The sequence below is a fragment of the Streptomyces sp. NRRL F-2580 genome, from assembly GCF_000720115.1.
Classification (GTDB): domain Bacteria; phylum Actinomycetota; class Actinomycetes; order Streptomycetales; family Streptomycetaceae; genus Streptomyces.
The window spans coordinates 52,964-70,747 of the sequence record NZ_JOIR01000040.1 but is presented as its reverse complement, the minus strand read 5'-3'; the positions used below and the strand labels follow the sequence as shown (position 1 = coordinate 70,747).

Below are 17,784 nucleotides of genomic sequence, written 5' to 3'. Positions count from 1 at the left end.
CCCCTCACGCCCCCCGCGCCCCGGGCCGCCGCGCCGGCCGTGGGCCCCCACTACGCCGTACGCCTCGCCCGCGACGAGTCCGAGGTGCGCGCCGCCCAGCGCCTGCGCCACCAGGTCTTCGCCGGCGAGCTCGGCGCCCGTCTGGACGGGCCCGAGCCCGGTCTCGACTCCGACGCCTTCGATGCGTACTGCGACCACCTCCTCGTCATCGAGGAGGAGACCGAGCAGGTCGTCGGCACCTACCGGCTGCTGCCCCCGGAGCGCGCCGCCGTCGCCGGCCGCCTTTACTCCGAGGGTGAATTCGACCTCTCCGCCCTCGCCCCCATCCGTCCGGACCTGGTCGAGGTCGGCCGCTCCTGCGTCCACCCCGACCACCGCAACGGCGCCGTCATCGCCCTCATCTGGGCCGGCCTCGCCCACTACATGGACCGCTCCGGGCACAACTGGCTCGCCGGCTGCTGCTCGATACCGCTCGCCGACGGCGGGCTCCTGGCCGCCGCCACCCGCGAGGCCGCGCTGACCCGCAGCCTCGCCCCCGAGGAGTACCGGGTCACCCCGCACCTCCCCTGGAACCCCGAGGGCATCACCTTCCCCGACCGCATGGAGCTGCCCCCGCTGCTGCGCGGCTACCTGCGCCTGGGCGCCTGGGTCTGCGGCGAACCCGCCCTCGACGCCGAGTTCGGCTGCGCCGACCTGTACGTGCTGCTCTCGCTGCGCCGGACCAACCCGCGCTACCTGAAGCACTTCCGCTCGCTCGTCCCGGGCGCATGAGCGTCTGGCTCCCCACCTCGCCCTGCACCCCCGAGGCCTGCGCGGCCCACGAGGGGGGCACCGCGAGCGTCCCGCGGGCGGTGCTCCGGCTCACGGCCGCCGTCGCCCTGATCCTGCTGGGGATCCTGGGCGCCCCGCCGGTCCGGCTGCTGCCGGCCGGCCCCCGGCACACGGTCGTCCGGGCCTGGTCGGCCGCCCTGGTACGGGCCTTCGGCATCCGGATCACCGTGCACGGCAGCCCCGGCCCGGGCGGCGGCCGCCTCCTCGTCCTCAACCACATCTCCTGGCTGGACATCCCGCTCGTCGCCGCCGCCGTGCCCTGCCGGATGCTGGCCAAGAGCGACATCCGCGACTGGCCGGTCCTCGGCCGCCTCGCCGGGCGCGCCGGGACCCTGTTCATCCAGCGCGACGAGATCCGCGCCCTGCCCGCCACCGTCGAGACCATCACCGGCGCGCTGCTGGCCGGCGACCGCGTCACCGTCTTCCCCGAGGGCTCCACGTGGTGCGGCCGCGCCCAGGGGACCTTCCGCCGGGCCGCCTTCCAGTCGGCGCTGGACGCACGGGTCCCCGTACAGCCCGTACGGCTCGCCTACCTGCGCCGCGACGGGACCCCGGCCGGGGCGCCCGCCTTCGTCGGGGACGACCCGCTGACCGCCTCGCTGTGGCGGATCGCCCGGGCCCGCGGCGTACGGGCCGAGGTCAGGCTGCTGCCGCGGATTCCGCCGGGCCGGTACGCGCACCGGCGGGACCTCGCGGCAGCCGCTCAGCAGGCCGTGCTCGGAGCCTCAGCGCCGGCCCTCCTTCCCGGCATACCGACTCAGCCGGCCGCACCGTCGGCGACCGACAAGGACAGTGCGAACCGGCCCGCCGCATCCGTCCACCACTGGGTCAGCTCCAGTCCCGCCGCCGCCAACTCCTTCCGCACGCCCTCCTGACGGAACTTCGCCGAGACCTCCGTCAGGATCTCCTCGCCCGCCGCGAACGGCACCACGAGATCCAGCGCCCGGATCTTCACCACGAGCTCCGCCCGGGCGCGCAGCCTCATCTCGATCCACTCCTGCTCCCTGTTCCACACCGCCACGTGCGCGAAGTCGGCGGTGTGGAAGTCCGCGTCCAGCTCCCGGTTGATGACCGCCAGCACGTTCTTGTTGAACTCGGCCGTCACCCCCCGCGAGTCGTCGTACGCCGACACCAGCACGGCCTCGTCCTTGACCAGGTCCGTGCCCATCAGCAGCGCGTCCCCGGGCGACAGCATCGCCCGTACGGACGCCAGGAACACCGCACGCTCCGGCGGCAGCAGGTTCCCGATCGTGCCACCCAGGAACACGACCAGCCGGGGTCCGGGGGAGTCCGGCAGCTGCAGTGCGCGTGTGAAGTCGGCCAGCAGCGCGTGCACCCGCAGCCCCGGATGCGCCGCGAGCAGCGTCTCGGCCGCCCCCCGCAAGGCGCTCTCGCTCACGTCCACCGGTACGTAGGTGTCCAGCGCGGGCATCGCCTCGATCAGGTGCCGGGTCTTCTCCGAGGAGCCCGAGCCCAGCTCCACCAGGGTGCGGGCGCCGCTCTCGGAGGCGATCTCCCGGGCCCGCTCCAGCAGGATCTCCCGCTCCGCGCGGGTCGGGTAGTACTCGGGCAGCCGGGTGATCTCCTCGAACAGCTCACTGCCCCGCGCGTCGTAGAACCACTTGGGCGGCAGCACCTTCGGAAGGTGCGTGAGCCCGTGCAGCACGTCCGTGCGCAGCGCGGTCTCCGCCGCGTGCTCGTCGAGGGTCCGGGTCAACTGGAAGTTGGTCACGGGGAGTTCTCCTTGAGCGGGGTCAGTTCGACCCGCGTGCGGGTGGCGGTCAGCAGGGTCCGGTCGGGCACTTCGCGCCACCGGGGGTCGTCGTCGTACGGCTCGGAGGCCACCACGGTGCGCCGGGCGCCCGCGTCGGCCAGGTACCAGAGCGAATCCCCCCATGCCGTGGCGGCGATCGCGACGCCGTCCGTCACCAGCAGGTTCAGCCGTGAGCCGGGAGCCGCCGTGGCCAGCTCCCGGACCGGCTCGGCGAGCGCCGTGCCCAGGTCGTCCCCGGCCCGCAGCCGGTGCAGGACCAGCGCCCAGACCAGCGCCGAATCCGTGCGCGCGGCCAGCCGGAGCAGCTCCTCGGGCGGCAGCCCGGCCGCGAGCGGGGCCGCCGCGTCCGGCCACCCCCGTATCGCGCCGTTGTGGCTGAACAGCCAGGGCCCGTCCGAGAACGGCGCGGCCGCCGCCTCCCCGTCGGCCCCGGGCAGCGTGGAGTCCCGTACGGCGGCCAGCACGGCCCCGCTGCGCACCACCCGGGTGAGATCGGCGAAGGTCAGGTCGGACCAGACGGGCCCGGAGCGCCGGTAGCGGGCGGGCACCGGGTCGTCCTCCGCGTACCAGCCGATGCCGAAGCCGTCGGCGTTGACCGTGCCGGAGCGCTGCCGGCGCGGCTCCCAGGACTGGCGCACCAATGAGTGCTCCGGCTCGCTCAGCAGTCGCCGCAGCTCCACCACCGGGCCCAGATAGGCGAGATGACGGCACATCAGACGTCCCTCGCGGTCCGGAAGCCGGAGAAGATCTGCCGCCGGACCGGAAGGTCCCAGTTGCGGAAGGTGCCCCGGCAGGCCACCGGGTCCACCGCGAAGGAACCGCCCCGGAGCACCTTGTGCTCCGGGCCGAAGAACACCTCCGAGTACTCCCGGTAGGGGAACGCCCGGAACCCGGGGTAGGGCAGGAAGTCGGACGCGGTCCACTCCCACACGTCGCCGATCAGCTGGCGCACCCCGAGCGGGGAGGCGCCGGCCGGGTAGCTGCCCGCGCGGGCCGGGCGCAGGTGGCGCTGCCCCAGATTGGCCAGGGCCGGGGTCGGGTCCGCGTCGCCCCACGGGTAGCGGGCCGAGCGGCCGGTCACCGGATCGAAGCGGGCCGCCTTCTCCCACTCCGCCTCCGTCGGCAGCCGCCGCCCCGCCCAGCGGGCGTAGGCGTCCGCCTCGTACCAGCTCACGTGCAGCACCGGCTCGTCCTCGGGCACCGGCTCGGTCACCCCGAAGCGACGGCGCAGCCACTGGCCCGCCTCCCGGTGCCAGAACAGCGGCGCCTCTATGGAGTGTTCGCGGATCTGCTGCCAGCCCGGCGCCGCCCACCAGCGGGGCTCGTGGTAGCCGCCGTCCGCGATGAAGGCCAGGTAGGCGGCGTTGGTCACCGGTACCGTGTCGATCCAGAAGGACGCGACGTCCCGGACGTGCGCGGGCCGCTCGTTGTCCAGCGACCACGGTTCGGCGGAGGTGCCCATGCTGAACGGGCCTCCGGGGACGAGGACTTCGGCGGAGAGCGGCGGATCGTACGGGGCGTCCGGATCCGGCGCGGTCAGCACGGGCGCGCCCTGTCGCAGCTGATGAGTGATCAGCATCGTTTCGTCGTGCTGCTGTTCGTGCTGGGCGATCATCCCGAAGGCGAAGCCGTCGTCGAGGAGCGCACTGCCCTCCAGTGGCGTGCGCTCCAGCAGGTCGAAGACCCGGCCGCGCACCTCGGCCGCGTACCGGCGGGCCTCCTCCGGCCCGAGCAGCGGCAGCTTGGGCCGCTCGGCGCGGGGATGCTCGAAGGCGTCGTAGAGCGGGTTGATCTCGGGGCGCATGGACTCGCGGCCGGCGACGTTGCGCAGCAGCCAGAGCTCCTCCTGGTTCCCGATGTGCGCGAGGTCCCAGACGAGCGGGGACATCAGCGGCGAGTGCTGGGCGGTCAGGTCCGCGTCGCTCACGGCGTCGGTGAGCCCGGCAGTCCGCACGCGCGCGACGGTCAGGGCGGCGGCCGCCCGCTCCCGCAGGGCTTCCCGGGACGGGTATGACGTGGTCACCGGCGGGCCTCCTTCCCGGTGAGCAGGGGGGACGGATCGTCGGCCGGACAGCGGCCGCGCAGCACGAAGCGCTCGGTGAACGCCCCGACCGTCTCCTGGACGTGCTCGCTCGCGCCCAGCCGGGGCAGTGCCTCGGCGGCGGCCAGGAAGCAGGCCGTCGCGGCCGTCCGCAGCTCCGGATCGGCCAGACCGTACCGGGCGGCGGAGCGCCACAGCGGATTGCGGGGCGAGGGCCGCGGGCCGTGCGCGTCGGACAGCGCCTTCGTCGCGCGGTACGCGGTCTCGGCCGCCTCCGGATCGTCGAACAGCGCGTGCACGACCGCCAGCGGGACCAGCCAGCCGTCGTCGCCGGGCTGCGCGTCGATCATCCGCAGCTCCAGGTGGCCGCGCGGCCGCACCGGCGGGAACAGCGTGGTCAGGTGGTACTCCAGGTCCTCGACGGTGGGCGCCCGCAGCGCGGGGCGGCCCGCGGGACCGGAGCGCTCCGGCCGCTCGGTGTCGCCGGCCGTACGCAGCCAGTCGCGGAAGGTCGTGCCGCGCGGGATCTCCCACGGCGGTTCGCCCTCGTACGAGCGGACGCACATCACCTCGGTGTCCAGCGACTGCCGCGTCCACGCGGCCCGCGGCTCCGCCTCCAGCGGCGGCGCGAGGGCGCGCCGGCTGTCGATGTCGCTCCAGACGCCCTGACGGGCGCAGCGCCAGCCGGCGTACGGGCCCTCGTCCGCGGGGGAGTTGGCGAAGGCGGCCACCAGGACCGCGCCCAGCAGGTGCGCGAGGCGCCAGCGCCGGCCGTGACCGAGCACGCCCGGCTCCTCGTACCCGGCGTCCACGCAGACCTGCACGGAGGCGGAGGCGCACATCATGACGCGCCCGGCCGGGCCGGTGCGGTCGAAGTAGGCCTCCATCGCGTCGTAGCGCGGGCTGTTCAGCAGCCGCCGGTACGGGCGCCGGGGATCGCGGCCGAGGCCGCGCAGGACCAGTCCGCGGGCCAGCAGGGCGGCGCGCACGGCGGTGAGGTCGGCCTGCAGGCCGTCCACGCATCCGCTGAGGGAGGCGGCGGGGGCCGAGCTGAGTTCGAGCTGGCCGCCGGGTTCGACGGTCAGGCGCGAGTTCAGGGGCAGCGCGCGGGCGGCGGCGTGCGCGGCCCGCAGCCGCTCGGGGGGCAGGGGCTGTTCGGGCCGTTCGGCATCCAGGACCAGCCATTCGAGCTCCGCGCCGACGAGGCGGGGCGGGCCGGTCTTGAAACAGATGCCGTGGATCAGTTCCTCCGCCTGGGTCTCGCTGAGGGAGGCGGTGGGAGGTGGGGCGGTCGCGCGTGGGGGAGTGGGTGAGTCCTGGGGCATACCGGGTCCTCGTCTCCTGTGGTCGGCCGTGACACCACCCGTGCCTACCCCTCCCTGGGGCACAAAATCCTTTGCCGCCGGTGGCCGGGGTGCAGAGGATGGCGGCGTGAGCAGTAGATTGCGCGAGATCGCGCGGGAGAACGCGGAGATCCTGGCGGCCGGCGGCTACCGGACGCGGTCGGGACGGCAGGTCTCCCTGGCCGCCGCCCTGGCGGAGGCCAAGGCAGGAACCAGGATATATGGACCAAACCGGGTCGTTCCAGACGGAGAGGTCTTTCGTGGGGGCGAACCGACGGCCGTCGAGGTCACGGACGAGAGCACCACGGTCGCGGCCCGCAGGCTCGCGACGGGCGGCCAGGGCGCCGCGGCCGGCCCGGACGCGGCCCCGGTGGCGGCCCTGAACTTCGCCTCGGCCCGCAATCCCGGGGGCGGTTACGTCCGCGGGGCCAAGGCCCAGGAGGAGGCGCTGTGCCGCGCCTCGGCCCTCTACGAGACCCTGCTGGAGGCCCCGGAGTACTACGAGGTCCACCGAGCGGAGCGCAGCACCTTCTACACCGACCGGGTGATTCACTCGCCCGGGGTGCCCGTTTTCCGCGATGACCGGGGCGAACTGCTGGAGACCCCGTTCCGGGTCGGTTTCCTGACCTCTCCCGCCCCGAACGCGGGCACGATCCGGCGGCAGGAGCCGCAGCGGGTGGCGGAGATCCCGGGGGCTCTGGTCCGGCGGGCGGAGCTCGTGCTGGAAGTGGCCGCGCTGCACGGCTACCGGCGGCTGGTGCTGGGGGCGTGGGGCTGCGGGGTGTTCCAGAACGACCCGGCGGAGGTGGCCGAGGCCTTCCGGGGGCTGCTGGCGGGCCCGTTCTCCGGGGTGTTCGAACGGGTGGTGTTCGGGGTGCTGGACCGCAAGCCCGAGACGCGGGAGGCCTTCGAGCGCGCCTTCGCGGGTTTCGGGGCCTGAAGGCGGGACGGGGCGGGACGGGACGGCGAGGGCTCGGCCGCCGCCGTCCCGCCCCGTGCCCGTGCCTTACGTCCAGCCGTAGCGCTCGCGCAGCCGGTCGACGACCAGCCGGAAGCGTCCCCGGTCCAGCGCGCAGGCCTCGCGCCGCATCCCGGACTCGTGCACCCGCAGCACCCGGTCGACGTCCGCCCAGACTCGCGGCCCGCGCTGTCCCAGGGTCCGGTCCCGATCGGCACCCACTCGCGGTCGTGGTCGTGCCGCTTGCTGGACAGCTGTACGGCGAGCAGGGTCCGCCCGCCCGCCTCCCGCGCGACGACCAGCACCGGCCGGTCCTTCCCGCGGCCGTCGTTCTCCTCGTACGGGACCCAGGTCCACACGATCTCGCCGGGGTCGGGGTCGCCGTCGGGGTCGGGCGCGTACTCGGTGCGCACGGAGCCGATGGCGCGGGCGTCGGCCTCGGTGGTCGCCGTGTCCCCGTCGCGGCCGGGCTGGTCGGTGTGGCCGTTGCCGTAATGCGAAAGTGCCGTCATCCCGCCGAGGTTACTGGGTCCGCCCCCGCGCCCCCGTGCGGCCGGGTCGGGCGGTCAGGTCATGTCCGCTTCCCGGTGCGAGCCCGTGCACAGGGCCCAGACGATGAAGAGGTTGACGACGACCAGGGTCAGTGCCCACCAGGGGTAGTACGGGATCCAGAGGAAGTTGGCGATCGCGCCGAGTCCGGCGACCACGATGCCGAAGTAGCGCCCCCACAGGGCTCCGCCGAGTACGGCGCATCCGGCGACGACGAGGGCGATGCCCAGGATGAGGTGGATCCAGCCCCAGCCGGTCAGGCTGAACTCGAACACGTAGTGGCGCGTCACGACGAACAGGTCGTCGCTGGCGACGGCAGCGATCCCTTCGAGGAACGCCATCGCCCCTCCGAAGACCATCAGCACTCCCGCCAGGAGGGTAGTACCGGACGTGGGCGCGTGCCAGGGGCGCGGTTGCCCTTGGCCTGCCTGGGGCCTGCTGGCGTCACTGGCCATTTCGGTCTCCTAGGGTGCAGGGCCGGCGCGGCGGCCGGACCGGCGAGATCCCCCCATTCAGCCTGTCACGGAGGCCTACTGTCGGCACTCCGGCTCCGTGGCCCCGTACCCCGACCCTCACCGGACCCGCGGTCCGGGCCCCCGCCACCGCACCTCACACGCCGGCCCTTACCGGATCCGGCCGCCGCGCCGCCCAGTCCTGCGCCGCCTCGACCTGCGCGGCCAGCGCCAGCAGCAGCGGCTCCGAGTCCGCCGGACCCAGCAACTGGGCTCCCACCGGCAGCCCCTCGACCGTGAACCCCGCCGGGACGTTCACCCCCGGCCACCCCAGGACGTTCCATGCCCACGCGTACGGGCAGGCGGCGATCATCGCCCGGTCCGTGGCCATGGCACCGAGACCGGCCAGCGCCCCGATCCGCAGCGGCGGAGTGGCCGTCGTCGGGGTCAGCACCACGTCGTAACGGCCGAAGATCTCACCGACCCGCCGCCCCAGCGCCGCCTCCGTCCGGCGGGAGACCCGCAGGGCCAGCCCGCCCAGGATCCGGCCGGTCCGTACCGCCTCGTGCGTACGCGGGTCCAGCAGCGCCGGATCCGGTACCCGGGCCGCCCAGTCCCGTACGCCGCTGGTCGCGCGGGGTACGAAGGTCAGGCCGATCGGGCCGTACCGCGGGTCCTCCGGGACCACCTCGTGCCCCAGCGCCTCCAGCCGCCCGGCCAGCCGCTCCACCGCGGAACGCACCTGCGGATCCAGTGACTTGGGCGTGGCGGTGAAGGGCATCCCGAAGGAGAGGGCGATCCGCAGCCGGCGCGGGGTGCGCCGGACCGCCTCGACCGCGGAGATGCGGGCCGGGCGGTGCAGGTCCTCGGGGTGCGGGCCGCTCGCGGCGTCCAGCAGGAGCGCCGCGTCGGCGACGGTACGGGCCAGTACGCCGTTGACCGTGAGCCCGTGGAAGGACTCCGGCTCCGGCCAGGTGGAGATGCGCCCGCGCTGCGGTTTCACTCCGATCAGGTGGGTCCAGGCCGCGGGGATCCGGACCGAACCGGCACCGTCCGAGCCCAGCGCCGCCGGGACCAGGCCCGCCGCCACGGCCGCCGCCGAGCCGCCCGAGGAACCGCCGGGCGAGTAGGCCGGGTTCCACGGATTGCGGGTCGCGCCGAAGGCGTCGCCCTCGGTGAAGGGCCACTGCCCGAGCTCCGGCGTCTGCGTCTTGCCGACGATGACCGCACCGGCCGCGCGCAGCCTCCGTACCGCCTCGCAGTCGGCCGCCTTCGGGGAGAAGGGCCCGGCGCAGCCGAAGGCGGTCGGCTCCCCGGCCAGGTCCATGTCGTCCTTGACCGCGAGCGGTACGCCCAGCAGGGGCAGCCGCTCGCCCGCGGCCAGCCGCCGGTCCGCCGCGTCCGCCTCGGCGAGCGCGGCGTCGGCGCGTACGGTCCGGAAGGCGTTGAGCTCCGGCTGCGCCGCCGCGATCCGGCGCAGCGCCCGCTCGGTCAACTGCCGTGCAGACACGCTGCCTTCGGCGAGCGCTGCGGCCATCTCGACCAGGCCGGCTGAAGCATCCGACATCGCGAACCACTCCCCCTATTACCGTTCGGTAGGTAGACGGTACGGGGGACCCACCGGGCACGACTACCCGTGTAGGCCCCGACGTTGGGGATGGGCGGCGGTCAGAGCAGGGGCGAGACGTCCTCGCCCCAGGAGGAGAGCGTGTCGACGGCCCGCCAGCGGTGGGGGCCGTCACCGAGGGCTGCGGCGAGGACCTGGTCACGGTGGGCGGGGCCCCGGTCGGCCAGGGCGGGCAGGCGCAGCAGTGGCAGGAGCGCGCCCAGGGCCGCCTCGCGTATGCCGGGGGAGCCGGAGGCGAGGAAGGGGTGCACGGCCGCGTAGAACTCCGGCGCGAGGTCGAGGAACGCGTCGAGGTCCTCCTCGTCGCCGTAGGGCCGCCCCTGCTGGGCGATCGCGTCGACGATCGAGTCCCCCAGCCAGGTCATCAGGCCGGCGCGCAGCGGGAACGGGGCCTGCGGACCCAGGTCGTACACCTCGTGCTCGCTGCGGTCGGTGACCTGCGCCAGGGTCCGTGGGTCCCCCAGGACCGCGGCCACGTACCGGGCCGCGGGAGCCGTGGCGGTGTAGAAGACGTTCCCACTGGTGAGGGCTTCGGCCAGGCAGCGCAAGGCGTATCCCTGGACGCGCGGGTCGTCGTCCAGCAGTTCCCGCAGGATCACGGGCGTCTGCGGTGCCACGTCCGGGCAGCAGTGCTCCACGGCGTTCCAGTCCGTGCGCAGCAGCAGGGATACCGGGTCCACCCGGCCGTCGTGCTCAACCTCGTTGTTCATGGCGCCAGTCTGGCAGCCGCCACTGACACCGGGAGAACCCGCCGTGGGCGCGGACCGCACGGTCTCGGCAGTGCTAGATCCAGCCCTCCAGGGAGGCCATGAACCCGTCGAAGTCGTCGCGGTGGATGGTGTGTCCGGCCCCGGCGCCCGAACGCACGTGGAAGCCGCGGCTCTTGAGCAGCTCTGCCCGCTCCGGCGAGATCAACTGGCTCGGATCGGCGAGCTGGACCAGCGACGGCACCACCGGAGCCGCCGGCATCAGGTCGGCGCCGAGCAGCGGGGCGAGGCTCAGGGCCGTCTGCTCGTCCCACAGCGCCAGGGTCGCCAGCTCGATGTCGACGTCCACGTCCTCCCAGCGCGGACTCATCGCCTGGATCTCTTCCCTGGTCGCCGGCTTGAACCGGGCCAGCAGCTCCGGGCCGAAACCCTCCGCGGGGGCGGCCAAGTGCCAGCCGGGGTCGGAGTACACCGCCCGCCGCGGCTTCAGCCGGTCCACCGCGAGCGACAGGGTGAGGCCGCCGAGGGAGTGGCCGATGGCGAGTTCGGCGCCGGCCGGCAGCGTCTCGACCACGTCGTCGGCGTAGAGCTCCGGGCTGTACGCGCCACGGCCGCTGGCCCCGTGGCCCCGCAGGTCCACGGCGATGACGCGGTAGCCGCGGTCGGCGAGGGCGGGGCCGACCCGGCGCCAGGTCCGGTGGTCGGCCATGATGCCGTGGATCAGGAGGGCGATGCGGTCGCCCTCGCCCCAGGTCTGGGTGTGCAGCTGCACGGTGGTGCCTTTCTCGAGTCTCGAGGGTGTGAACTGTGCTCGGGGAGCCGCGAGTTTCGGTCGAAGGTACGGACCACGGGTGCGGCGTCTTCGGTCAGCGCACGCTGCGGATCGGCTTCACGGCCGGCGCCCCCGCCACCGCCAGCACGGCCGCGACGACGAACAGCGCGGTGTACCCGCCGCTGAGCGAGACGATCACCGAGGCGATGAACGGCGCGACGATCTGCGGGCCGGCGGTGGCGATGTTGAGCACGCCCATGTCTCGGGCCGCGTCCTCGGCCTTGGGGAGCACCATCGTCACGAGCGCGGTGTCCACCGCCATGTAGCAGCCGAACGCCAGCCCGTTGACCACGGAGAAGGCCAGCATCGCGGTCCAGCTGGCCGACACGGCCGGGATGGTGAGCGCGACGGCCAACAGCAGCGCGGAGGCGCCGACGAAGAGCTTGCGGCGGTCGAACCTGTCGGTAGGTATCCGCCGAGGACCGGGTGGAGACGACCATCGCCACACTGGTCAGCGGCATCAACACCGCCACCGCGGCCTCCGGTTCCATGCCGTCGGGCAGCACGGTGTGGTCCTGGAGGATGTAGAGCTGGTAGCGAGGTGATGCCCGCCTGGTAGACGATCATGACGGCCTGGCCGAGGCACCAGGCGATCGTGATCAGCAGGATCGTGTCGGCGAGGCCGAGCAGGAACATCGCCGGGACGGCGGCGAGTCCGCCGCCGAGGATCCAGAGGGGTGGCGCCGTCCGCTGCGGTCGGACAGGGCGCCGGCGACGGGGTTGAAGACCGTGGCGAAGCTCGCCGGGACCCCTGCTATCAGGCCGAAGTTCGCCACCTTGTCCGCCGGGTCGATGTCCTCGACCTGGAGCGCGAGCAGGACGCCGGCCACGCCGACGTAGAGCGCGTACATGGCGGATTTTCGACGAGCAGCAGGGGAGCAGGCCGCGGCGTGCGGGGCCGGGGCCGGCGGGCGCGTGCGGGGTGCGCGCCGCCCCGTCGCGACGGCGGGGGTGCGACGGAGCGCGACAGGGGGCGGCGGCACGGCGGGTCACGTGCGTGCGCACGTGCGGTGACACATCCGTCGTCACGTCCGTCGACGGGGGTATGACGCCGTAGTTACACGTATCAATGACTCGTGTAACCACTGTGTAGCATTCGTTTCAGGCCATCCGCTAGCCCCTGGGCGCAATCGGTCTGGAAGGATGCCACGGCAATGTCTCAGTCACCGAAATCGCCGAAGCCGCCGAACGCGGCCTCCGGATCGTCCACGCCGCCACCCCCCGTTCCCACCAGCGCCGATGTGGCCCGCCTCGCCGGGGTCTCGCGCGCGACGGTCTCGTACGTGCTGAACAACGCGGAAGCCGTACGCATCAGCGAGCCGACCCGCCGCAAGGTCCGCGAGGCCGCCGAGGAACTCGGATACGTCCCGCACGCGGCCGCGCGCAGTCTGCGCGCCGGGCACACCCGGATCGTGCTGCTGCCCACCCCGAACGCGCCGATCGGCCCCCTGTACAGCGCCTTCCTCAACGAACTCCAGTGGGCGCTGCGCCGGCTCGACTACACCGTGGTCCAGTACGGCAGCCTCGGCCTCAGCGGGGACGAGGCCGTGCGGGCGTGGGCGGAGCTGCGTCCGGTGGCGGTGATATCCCTCGGCGAGATCACCCTCTCCGCGCACAACGTCGCCACCCTCAAGCGGGCCGGGGCCCGCGCGGTGATCACCATGGGCCCGGTCGGCGTACCCGGGGCGCACGCACTGGTCATGGACCAGCAGGAGGTCGGCGCCCGCGCCGCGGCCCATCTCGTCGAGCGCGGCCGGCGGCGGATCGGCGTGGTCGTCCCGGAGGAGGAGGGGCTCGAGCTGTTCTCCGCGCCCCGGCTGGCGGGCGCCCGCTCCGCGGCGGGCGCCGAAGTGTCCGGCGAGGAGGGCGTACGGGTCGAGCCCGTCCCGATGGCGTACTCCGAGGAGTCGGCGGCGGCGCTCGCGGCCCGCTGGCGCGCGCTCGGGCTGGACTCGGTCTTCGCGTACAACGACGAGTACGCGATGCTGCTGATGCGCGCCCTCCAGGACGAGGGGCTGCGCATCCCCGAGGACGTCGCCGTCATCGGCGCCGACGACCTGCTCATCGGGCGGCTGCTGCGGCCCCGGCTGAGCACGGTGCGCCTGGAGATGCCGACCGGTGACCACCTGGCCTCGCTGGTGGACCACGCGGTGCGCGAGCCGTCGGAGGTCACGGAGCGGCACGACCTGATGGCGGCCGAGGCCGTGCAGCGCGAGTCGACCTGACGGCGCCCCGCTCGGGCGCCCCGTCCGCGGTCTCGCTCGGGCGCTCGGTCCGCGGCCCCCGTCCGCCGCCCCGTCGGCGCCCCCGTCCTCGCCCCCGTCCATGGCCCCGATCCGGCGCCCCGCTCCCGCGGCAGGGGCCCGTTCCGTCCCGGCGGGGCCGACGGGTCGCCGGGGGCCGTTGACAGGCGGTGACGTGCGGACGGAGACTGCGGGCGCGCCCCACCGGGCGTGCCCGGCGGCGTGTCGCGATGCCCACACCGGTTTCGTGCCCACACCGGCATCGGTGCCCACACGGCGCCGGTGCGCCACCGCCGTACGGATCCGCCCAGGAGAGACCCCATGAGCATCCGCACCGTCCGCGACGTCTACGTCGTCGACGCCGTCCGCACCCCGATCGGAAAGTTCGGCGGGGCCCTCGCCGGGGTCCGCCCGGACGACCTGGCCGCGCACGTGGTGCGCGCGCTGGTGGACCGTACGCCCGACCTCGATCCGGCCCGTATCGACGACGTCGTCTTCGGCGACGCCAACGGCGCGGGCGAGGACAACCGCGACGTGGCCCGGATGGCAGTCCTGCTGGCCGGTCTCCCGGTGAGCGTCCCCGGAGTCACCGTCAACCGGCTGTGCGGATCCGGACTCGAAGCCGTGATCCAGGCCGCCCGCGCCATCGCGCTGGGCGACGCCTCCGTGGCCATCGCGGGCGGCGTCGAGTCGATGAGCCGCGCCCCCTGGGTGGTCCAGAAGCCCGAACGGGCCTTCCCCGCCGGGCACCAGCAGATGTGGTCCACCACCCTCGGCTGGCGGATGACCAACCCGCGGATGCCCGCGGAGTGGACCGGCTCGCTCGGCGAGGGCGCCGAACTCGTCGCCGACAAGTACGCCGTTACCCGCGAGGCGCAGGACGCCTTCGCCCTGGAGAGCCACCGCAAGGCAGCGGCCGCCTGGGCCGCCGGGCTCTACGACGGCGAGGTCGTGCCGTACGAGGGCGTGGACCTCGTACGCGACGAGTGCATCCGCGAGGGTTCCACCCCCGAGGCGCTGGCCCGGCTGAAGCCGGCCTTCCGGACGGACGGCCGGGGTACGGTCACGGCCGGCAACGCCTCCCCGCTCAACGACGGCGCCGCGGCCCTGCTGTTGACCGACGAGGCGGGCCTGGCCGCCACCGGCCGGGAGCCGCTCGCCCGGATCAGCGCCTCCGCCGTAACGGGGATCGAGCCCCAGCTCTTCGGGCTGGGCCCGGTGGACGCGGTGCAGCGGGCCCTGGGCAAGGCCGGACGCGGGCTGTCCGACCTCGGCGTCCTCGAACTCAACGAGGCTTTCGCGGCGCAGGCGTTGGGCTGCCTGGCGGCCTGGCCGGAGCTGGACCCGGCCGTGGTCAACCCGCGCGGCGGCGCCATCGCGATCGGCCACCCGCTCGGCGCCTCGGGCGCCCGCCTGGCCGGTTCGGTCGCCCACCAGCTGGCGGCGGCGGGCTCCGGCACCGGCATGGCGGCGCTGTGCATCGGCGTCGGGCAGGGCATCGCGCTCGTCCTGGAGCGCTGAGCCCGCTCCGGCACCGCTCTGGTGGGGCACCCGCCCCACCAGGGCGTCGACCATTTCCGGTCAGCGCCCGCCGTCAACTGCCCAATAACTGAACAGAAGTGGAGCCTCCCGTCTGGCACGATGACGCGTGCTGCCGCCCCCCCTCGCCCGGCACCCCGCCCATCCCCACCCGGAGGCCCCGCGCCATGCCGCTCCTCGACCCGACGCTCTGGCAGGACGGACCCACCCTCACCGGCGGCGCCGCCCCGGTCGTCGAACCCGCCACCGGCCGCACCCTCGCCACCCTCGACCTCGCCGCGCCCGCCGACGTGGCGGAGGCCGCCGTACGGGCCCGCGCCGCGCAGCAGGACTGGGCGCGCACCACCCACCCGGAGCGGGCCGCCGTGCTGCGCCGCGCCGGAGACCTGTTCGCCGCCCACGCGGACGAGCTGCGGGAGTGGCTGGTCCGCGAATCGGGCTCGATACCCGGCAAGGCCGGCTTCGAGCTGCACGTCGCCGCGCAGGAGTGCTACGAGGCCGCCGCGCTGGCCTCGCGGCCGGTCGGGCAGGTGCTGCCGAGCGAGGCACCGCGGCTGTCCTTCACCCGGCGGGTCCCGGCCGGGGTGGTCGGGGTGGTGGCCCCGTTCAACGCACCGCTGATCCTGGCGATCCGCTCGGTCGCGCCGGCCCTGGCGCTCGGCAACGCGGTGCTGCTCAAGCCGGACCGGCGGACCGCCGTCTGCGGTGGCCTCGCCCTCGCCGCCGTGTTCGCCGCCGCCGGGCTGCCGGCCGGGCTGCTGCACGTCCTGCCCGGGGGCGCCGAGACGGGCGCCGCGGTGGTCGCCGACCCGCGGGTGCGGGTGGTGTCCTTCACCGGATCGACGACGGCCGGCCGCGCCGTCGGTGAGCTGGCGGGCCGTCACCTCAAGCGCGCGCACCTGGAGTTGGGCGGCAACTCGGCCCTGGTCGTGCTCCGCGACGCCGACGTCGAGGCCGCCGTCGCCCAGGCCACCTGGGGCTCCTTCTTCCACCAGGGCCAGATCTGCATGACCGCCGGGCGCCACCTCGTACACGCCTCGCTCTACGACGAGTACGTCGAGCGGCTCGCCGCGCGCGCCGAGGAACTGGCCGTGGGGGACCCGTACCGCGAGCAGGTCCACCTGGGGCCGCTGATCGACCGCGCCCAGGTGGAACGCGTACACGCCCTCGTGGAGGCAAGCACCGAGGCCGGGGCCAAACTCGTCGCCGGCGGTACCCACCGGGACCTCTTCTACCGGCCGACCGTACTGGCGGGCGTCGGCGAGGACACCCCCGCCTACACCGAGGAGGTTTTCGGCCCGGTGGCGCCCGTACGCTCCTTCGCGACGGAGGACGAGGCGGTGGCCCTGGCGTCGGCGGGCCCGTACGGCCTCTCCCTCGGGATCGTGACCCGGGACGCGGCGCGCGGGCTCGACCTGGCCGAACGGATCCCCACCGGGATCGCGCACGTCAACGACCAGACGGTCAACGACGAGGCCGTCGCGCCGTTCGGTGGGGTCGGTGCCTCCGGTACCGGGGCCCGCTTCGGCGGCGAGGCGAACCTGGACGCCTTCACGGAACTGCGCTGGACCACGGCCCGCAGCACCCCGGCCGCCCACCCCTTCTAGACCCTGTCCGGGGGCGGGGCGGAATGCTCGGGGCGGATCGTTCGTTCAAGGAGCAGTCGGCTCAATCAGGAGGTCTGGACACCGTGGCTACAGTCGAGCTCACCAAGGAAAACTTCGACCAGACGGTCAGCGAGAACCCGTTCGTGCTGATCGACTTCTGGGCGGGCTGGTGCCGGCCGTGCCTGCAGTTCGCGCCGGTCTACGAGCGGGCTTCGGAGGCCCATCCCGATCTGCTCTTCGCCAAGGTGGACACCGAGGCGCAGCAGGAGCTGGCGGGTGCCTTCCAGATCACCTCGATCCCGACCCTGATGATCGTCAGGGACCAGGTGGCCATCTTCGCCCAGCCCGGCGCCCTGCCGGAGGCGGCGCTGACCGACCTCATCGGGCAGGCCCGAGCGCTGGACATGGACGAGGTGCGCGCCAAGATCGCCGCGGAGCAGGGCAGCGCGCAGGCCCCCGGCACCGAGGGCCCCGGCACGTCGGAGGCCTGAGGCCCGGGGGAGCAGGAGCTGTCCGCGGCGCCGCCGGGCGGCGGACGGCGGACGGCCCGCACATCCCACACGTCGCACACCGGGGTCGGAGGCATCGCCTCCGACCCCGGTGGTGCGGGTGAGGCCTTGCGGCGGCGCGCTCGGGCGGGGTGTCCTCACCGGCGGACCGTGGGTCCGTCCAGGGTCAGGTCGAGCAGGTGCTCGGCCTGCTGTCGGTGTTCGGCGCCCGCCGAGGTGGGGGCGATGCCCTCGAGGACGGCGGCGACGTCGGTGGGCCTGATGTCGGCACGGATCGCCCCGGCGGCCACGCACGCGTCCATGAGTGAGGCGATGGCGCGCAGCATCGCACGGCCCGCGCCCGCCTCCTTGGCGATGCGCTCCATCTGCGCGTCCAGCCCCTGCGTCGTGAACACGCGCACAGCGGTGAGCCCGGATTCACCCATACCGAGGGCGTGGGCAAGGGGGCCAGTCCCGAGGTCGCGGCCGCGATGACCCGGCAGCGCGACGAGATCGCCATGCCGCCCTCCGCCGTCGCGTCCGCCATCGGCTACGCGATCGAGCCGCCCGACGGCGTCGACGTCAGCGAGATCGTCGTCCGGCCCACCGCGCAGGCCTGACGCCGCCGCCCGAGCCGCCGCGGGGTCCTCGAACCGGGTCTCGACGGGCCGTTGCCGCACCACGCCGTGGCTGCGCGGCATCTCGGGCATGTCCCGCGGAGCACACGTACAGTGGCGGGCTATGAGCCCCTGACCGGGATTCCTGTGGGTCCTGGCGGACCCTCTGGAACCCT

At 74.3% G+C, this 17,784-nt stretch carries 18 protein-coding genes and 2 pseudogenes; 8 read left to right on the top strand and 12 right to left on the bottom strand.

What is annotated here, in order from left to right; all coding sequences use genetic code 11:
- Window positions 1–771, top strand: a 771-nt coding sequence (locus IF88_RS0132950; RefSeq protein WP_037807936.1) for a GNAT family N-acyltransferase, incomplete at its 5' end; no start/stop codon positions are given.
- Window positions 768–1,706, top strand: a complete 939-nt coding sequence (locus IF88_RS44495; protein WP_158754712.1) for a lysophospholipid acyltransferase family protein — start codon at window positions 768–770, stop codon at window positions 1,704–1,706. The genes IF88_RS0132950 and IF88_RS44495, both read left to right, overlap by 4 nt.
- On the opposite strand, the gene egtD is transcribed toward IF88_RS44495, so the two are convergent.
- From egtD to egtA, 4 genes are read right to left on the bottom strand one after another with little or no spacing between them, the layout of a single operon-like run.
- Complete coding sequence (egtD, locus tag IF88_RS0132940; protein ID WP_030720918.1) at window positions 1,589–2,563, bottom strand: L-histidine N(alpha)-methyltransferase; 975 nt, start codon at window positions 2,561–2,563, stop codon at window positions 1,589–1,591. The genes IF88_RS44495 and egtD overlap by 118 nt on opposite strands.
- Window positions 2,560–3,318, bottom strand: coding sequence for an ergothioneine biosynthesis protein EgtC (gene egtC / locus IF88_RS0132935; protein ID WP_030720915.1), 759 nt, complete (start codon window positions 3,316–3,318; stop codon window positions 2,560–2,562). Before egtC ends, egtD begins: the two co-directional genes overlap by 4 nt.
- Window positions 3,318–4,628, bottom strand: a complete 1,311-nt coding sequence (egtB, locus tag IF88_RS0132930) for an ergothioneine biosynthesis protein EgtB (RefSeq protein ID WP_030720912.1) — start codon at window positions 4,626–4,628, stop codon at window positions 3,318–3,320. The genes egtC and egtB overlap by 1 nt, the downstream gene beginning before the upstream one ends.
- Window positions 4,625–5,971 carry an ergothioneine biosynthesis glutamate--cysteine ligase EgtA gene (egtA, locus tag IF88_RS0132925; RefSeq protein ID WP_030720909.1) on the bottom strand — a complete coding sequence of 449 codons (1,347 nt, stop codon included), beginning with the start codon at window positions 5,969–5,971 and terminating at the stop codon, window positions 4,625–4,627. Before egtA ends, egtB begins: the two co-directional genes overlap by 4 nt.
- Window positions 5,972–6,077: 106 nt before the next feature.
- Between egtA and IF88_RS0132920 the strand changes: the two genes are divergently transcribed.
- Complete coding sequence (locus IF88_RS0132920) at window positions 6,078–6,929, top strand: TIGR02452 family protein (RefSeq protein ID WP_030720907.1); 852 nt, start codon at window positions 6,078–6,080, stop codon at window positions 6,927–6,929.
- A 66-nt stretch (window positions 6,930–6,995) separates the two neighbouring features.
- Here the strand turns inward: IF88_RS0132920 and IF88_RS41225 are convergent.
- From IF88_RS41225 to IF88_RS48515, 7 genes and pseudogenes are all read right to left on the bottom strand, one after another.
- Window positions 6,996–7,459 (bottom strand): annotated as a pseudogene (locus tag IF88_RS41225) (type II toxin-antitoxin system PemK/MazF family toxin).
- Window positions 7,460–7,513: 54 nt separating this feature from the next.
- Window positions 7,514–7,870 carry a DUF7144 family membrane protein gene (locus tag IF88_RS0132910; RefSeq protein ID WP_420711021.1) on the bottom strand — a complete coding sequence of 119 codons (357 nt, stop codon included), beginning with the start codon at window positions 7,868–7,870 and terminating at the stop codon, window positions 7,514–7,516.
- A 235-nt stretch (window positions 7,871–8,105) separates the two neighbouring features.
- Window positions 8,106–9,515 (bottom strand): amidase, encoded by a 1,410-nt coding sequence (locus IF88_RS0132905; protein WP_030720901.1) that lies wholly within the window; start codon window positions 9,513–9,515, stop codon window positions 8,106–8,108.
- Between the two features lie 101 nt (window positions 9,516–9,616).
- A complete protein-coding gene (locus IF88_RS42520; protein WP_030720898.1) occupies window positions 9,617–10,285 on the bottom strand; it encodes a hypothetical protein in 669 nt (222 codons plus the stop codon).
- A 73-nt stretch (window positions 10,286–10,358) separates the two neighbouring features.
- Complete coding sequence (locus IF88_RS0132895) at window positions 10,359–11,054, bottom strand: alpha/beta fold hydrolase (RefSeq protein ID WP_030720895.1); 696 nt, start codon at window positions 11,052–11,054, stop codon at window positions 10,359–10,361.
- Window positions 11,055–11,148: 94 nt separating this feature from the next.
- Complete coding sequence (locus tag IF88_RS48520) at window positions 11,149–11,562, bottom strand: MFS transporter (RefSeq protein WP_234323773.1); 414 nt, start codon at window positions 11,560–11,562, stop codon at window positions 11,149–11,151.
- Window positions 11,563–11,713: 151 nt separating this feature from the next.
- Complete coding sequence (locus IF88_RS48515) at window positions 11,714–11,965, bottom strand: hypothetical protein (protein ID WP_051837947.1); 252 nt, start codon at window positions 11,963–11,965, stop codon at window positions 11,714–11,716.
- Window positions 11,966–12,268: 303 nt separating this feature from the next.
- On the opposite strand from IF88_RS48515, the gene IF88_RS0132885 reads away from it, so the two are divergent.
- From IF88_RS0132885 to IF88_RS0132870, 4 genes are all read left to right on the top strand, one after another.
- On the top strand, window positions 12,269–13,339 hold the full coding sequence (locus IF88_RS0132885) for a LacI family DNA-binding transcriptional regulator (protein ID WP_078893289.1): 1,071 nt from the start codon (window positions 12,269–12,271) through the stop codon (window positions 13,337–13,339).
- A 339-nt stretch (window positions 13,340–13,678) separates the two neighbouring features.
- Entirely contained in the window at window positions 13,679–14,878 is a 1,200-nt protein-coding gene (locus IF88_RS0132880) for a thiolase family protein (protein WP_030720889.1), read from the top strand.
- A gap of 185 nt (window positions 14,879–15,063) precedes the next feature.
- Entirely contained in the window at window positions 15,064–16,503 is a 1,440-nt protein-coding gene (locus tag IF88_RS0132875) for an aldehyde dehydrogenase family protein (RefSeq protein WP_030720886.1), read from the top strand.
- 83 nt (window positions 16,504–16,586) lie between these two features.
- A complete protein-coding gene (locus tag IF88_RS0132870; RefSeq protein WP_037807893.1) occupies window positions 16,587–16,994 on the top strand; it encodes a thioredoxin family protein in 408 nt (135 codons plus the stop codon).
- Window positions 16,995–17,149: 155 nt separating this feature from the next.
- Here the strand turns inward: IF88_RS0132870 and IF88_RS41210 are convergent, their stop codons facing one another.
- On the bottom strand, window positions 17,150–17,407 hold the full coding sequence (locus tag IF88_RS41210) for a hypothetical protein (RefSeq protein WP_324617220.1): 258 nt from the start codon (window positions 17,405–17,407) through the stop codon (window positions 17,150–17,152).
- 15 nt (window positions 17,408–17,422) lie between these two features.
- Between IF88_RS41210 and IF88_RS47450 the strand changes: the two are divergent.
- A pseudogene (locus IF88_RS47450) lies at window positions 17,423–17,611 on the top strand (oxidoreductase); the annotation flags it as partial.
- Window positions 17,612–17,784: the final 173 nt, after the last annotated feature.